The sequence below is a fragment of the Actinomyces sp. HMSC075C01 genome, from assembly GCF_001812965.1.
GTDB classification, from domain to species: domain Bacteria; phylum Actinomycetota; class Actinomycetes; order Actinomycetales; family Actinomycetaceae; genus Actinomyces; species Actinomyces acetigenes.
This window is the reverse complement of the sequence record NZ_KV810923.1, coordinates 1-3366: the sequence shown is the minus strand read 5'-3', so window position 1 is coordinate 3366 and position 3366 is coordinate 1. Positions and strand designations below refer to the sequence as shown.

General features: G+C 65.1%; 3 protein-coding genes. 2 read left to right on the top strand and 1 reads right to left on the bottom strand.

The window, feature by feature from the left end:
- The first annotated feature begins 640 nt into the window (after positions 1-640).
- Positions 641-904, top strand: coding sequence for a phosphoribosyl-ATP diphosphatase (locus HMPREF2883_RS00340; protein WP_070658136.1), 264 nt, complete (start codon positions 641-643; stop codon positions 902-904).
- A gap of 57 nt (positions 905-961) precedes the next feature.
- Entirely contained in the window at positions 962-1807 is an 846-nt protein-coding gene (hisG, locus tag HMPREF2883_RS00335; protein ID WP_070658134.1) for an ATP phosphoribosyltransferase, read from the top strand.
- On the opposite strand, the gene HMPREF2883_RS00330 is transcribed toward hisG, so the two are convergent.
- On the bottom strand, positions 1784-3151 hold the full coding sequence (locus HMPREF2883_RS00330; RefSeq protein ID WP_070658133.1) for an MFS transporter: 1368 nt from the start codon (positions 3149-3151) through the stop codon (positions 1784-1786). The two genes, hisG and HMPREF2883_RS00330, sit on opposite strands and share 24 nt — an antisense overlap.
- Positions 3152-3366: the final 215 nt, after the last annotated feature.

Below are 3366 nucleotides of genomic sequence, written 5' to 3'. Positions count from 1 at the left end.
CACACCAGCCCCTCAAGACACCCTGTGGAAAACCTCTGACACAGGACTCCCCCACGCTCCTCACGAACCGGCAGAATCCCCGTAGCCTGCCGAACGCTGCTTCCCTCACCACGTGCCAAGGAGGCGCGCCCGAACCGCAGAGTTCTGACGATGAACGCCAGGCGCGCATACGGCGAAGGAGCCAGTGCTTGTCGTGCCAGCCCCGAGCCGCTGGCGTGATCGACACTGGAGTAGTACTTATGGTGGATCCGGGTGCCTTCGCTTCAGCTGCCCTTGTCCATTTTCTACGAGCTTCTGTACAGGCTCCCTGCGGTCCGGTCCAACGCTCCCCCGAGCCGATCCCCTTGGATCGGTCTACTCCACGAAGGTGGGGATGTAGATGTATGGCCAGAGCGCGCGCACTGCACGCGCCCCGACTCTCTTGGAGGTACCCCTGAACCTTGCCCCGTAGGTTCTTGACTCTCGTGCAGTACATCCCGAACGCCATCAGAACGACTGAGGGCGTCCAGCCGCCTTCCCGCAGCACAATGGGTAACAAGCCATCACATGTCCAGGTGGCCCGCCCCTACCGGAGCCTCAGACGTCACGAGATGGCACGGAGTCGGTCATCGGACCACCGGCTTTCCGATAACCTAGGCCCATGAAGACCTTTGAAGACCTTTTCGACGAGCTGCAGCACAAGGCAGCCACCCGCCCTGAGGGCTCCGGGACGGTGGAGGAGCTGGACCGCGGGGTCCACTTCATCGGCAAGAAGCTCGTGGAGGAGGCCGCCGAGGCCTGGATGGCCTGCGAGCACGAGTCCGATGAGGCCGCCTGCGAGGAGATCAGCCAGCTGCTCTACCACGCCCAGGTCATGATGCTCGCCAAGGGCTACAGCCTCCAGGACGTCTACCGCTACCTGTAGTCCCCGAGCCCCCTCACGCCTCCTACTCGACTCCCCCACCACAGATCAGGAACCGCCGTGCTGCGTATTGCCGTCCCGAACAAGGGCTCCTTGTCCGACCCCGCCATCACCATGCTCTCCGAGGCGGGCTACCGCACCCGCCGCACGGGCCGTGAGCTCGTGCTCGTCGACGAGGCCAACGACGTCGAGTTGTTCTTCCTGCGTCCGCGCGACATCGCCGTCTACGTCGGTCAGGGCACCGTCCACGCCGGCATCACCGGCCGCGACCTGCTCCTGGACTCCGGGGTTGACGCCGTCGAGCACCTGCCCCTGGGCTTCGCCCGCTCCACCTTCCGCTTTGCCGCCCCCAAGGGGACCATGAGCTCCTTGGCCGACGTCGCCGGGCGCCGGGTGGCCACCTCCTACGACGTCCTGGTGCGCAGCTACCTGGCCTCCCGGGGCGTGGAGGCCCAGACCGTTCACCTCGACGGCGCCGTGGAGTCCTCCGTCCAGCTGGGCGTGGCCGACCTCATCGCCGACGTCGTCGAGACCGGTACGACGCTGCGGGCGGCCGGACTGGAGACCTTCGGGGATCCGATCCTCATCAGCGAGGCCGTGCTCATCACCACCGAGCAGTTCCGCGCAGAGCCCGGACTGGCCACGCTCGTGCGGCGGCTGGAGGGGGTGCTGCGCGCCCGCGCCTACGTGCTCGTCGACTACGACATCCCCATGAACAAGCTGCACCTGGCGACGGCCCTCACCCCGGGCATCGAGTCCCCCACCGTCTCCCCCCTGCAGAACCCCGACTGGGTGGCGGTGCGCGCCATGGTCCCGCGAGCCGACATGAACCGGGTCATGGACGAGCTCTACGAGGTCGGGGCGCGCGCCATCCTCGTCTCCTCACTCCTGGCCTGCCGGCTGTAACCGGCCGCGAGGCATGGCAATGACAAGTGCTGTGGCTGCTACCAGCAAAACCGTGCAGGCGCCCAGCGCTGGGACGAGTCCGGCGGTGAATCTCTCACCAGGGGCGTAAGCGCCGAAGGTGGTGAAAAGGGCAGTGCACAGCGCGATGCCTGTGGCCGTCCCCAGCTGACGAGCCGTTTGATTGACCCCCGAGACGATGGCACGGTCCTGAGACGCGATCCCCTCCAGGACTGCGGTTGCCAACGGGGAGAAGGTCAGCCCCATGCCAGTACCTGCGATGAGCATGGGCAGGACGTAGGGGCCGTAACCGCTGCTCGTGTGCGCCAGGAGCACGAAGCACCCTACTGCCGCCGTCTGCAGCACCATACCGATCAGTAGCACCGCCCGTGGCCCGTAGCGCTTGACGAGCACTCCCGCCACCGGGGCCACCACCATGGGAACCATGGTCCATGGTGCTGCGCGCAGTCCCGACTCCAGTGGGCCAAAGCCCATCCCGATCTGAAGATACTGACTGACGAGGAACACTGATCCGAAGATCCCTGCGGAGAAGAGCATCGCTACGGTGTTGACTAGGTCGAAGCTCCGGTCGCGGAACAGGCGCGCTGGCACAAAAGCACTACGAGCGGTGCGCTCCCGCCAGATGAAGCCGGCCAGTGAGGCCAGTGCCAGAGCCAAGCATCCAAGAACCAGGGGGCTGGTCCAGCCGCGGCTGCTGCCCTCCACCAGTGCCCAGGTCAACGGGAAGACGAAGGTCGCCGCCATCGCCAGTCCCGCGAGGTCGGTTGACCGAGCCCCAGACCTGCCTACGGTGACGACGTTGCGAAGACTCCACCATCCCAGTGACAGGGACAGGGCGCCCACTGGGAGATTGATCCAGAAGATGAAGCTCCAGTGCAGATCCTCAACGACGGCGCCTCCGACGATGGGGCCGGCGGCAACACCCAGGCCATTGACGCTGCCCCACACACCGATGGCGAGTTCTCGCAGGTGCGGGGGTACGGCGTCGGCCAGGAGCGCCAGGGACAGTGAGCCGATGGCCGCCCCGCTGGCACCTTGGACCACCCGGGCGCCGATGAGTGCCAAGGGTGTGGAGGCCAGTGCTGCCAGAGCTGAGGCTGAGGTGAACAGGAACACCGCCCACAGGAAGAGCTTACGGCGCCCGATCCGGTCCCCCAGTGCTGCGGTTGGCAGGATCAAGGTGGCATAAGTGAGCGTGTAGGCATTGACGAACCATTGCAGCTCGGTGACCGAGGCCCCCAGGTCCCGGTGAATCTGCGGAAGCGCGATCGTGACCACCAATGAGTCCAGTGACGTCATCAGGGTGGGAAGGGCGATTGCAAGCATGACCCACGCAGGAGGGATTCGATGATGGTCCCCGGTTCCGGCGGTTGGCGAGGTGGGGGAAGGCTCGCCGAGCGAACGATGTGTGGTCTGGGTGGACAAGACGAGTCCTAACTGGATAGTGAAAGTATCGATCTAAGTAGATACCATTACTATCTACATGTCAACCCAGCGCTCTCTGTCAACTAGATGATTGATTCCAAGGGGATTGGTTAGTG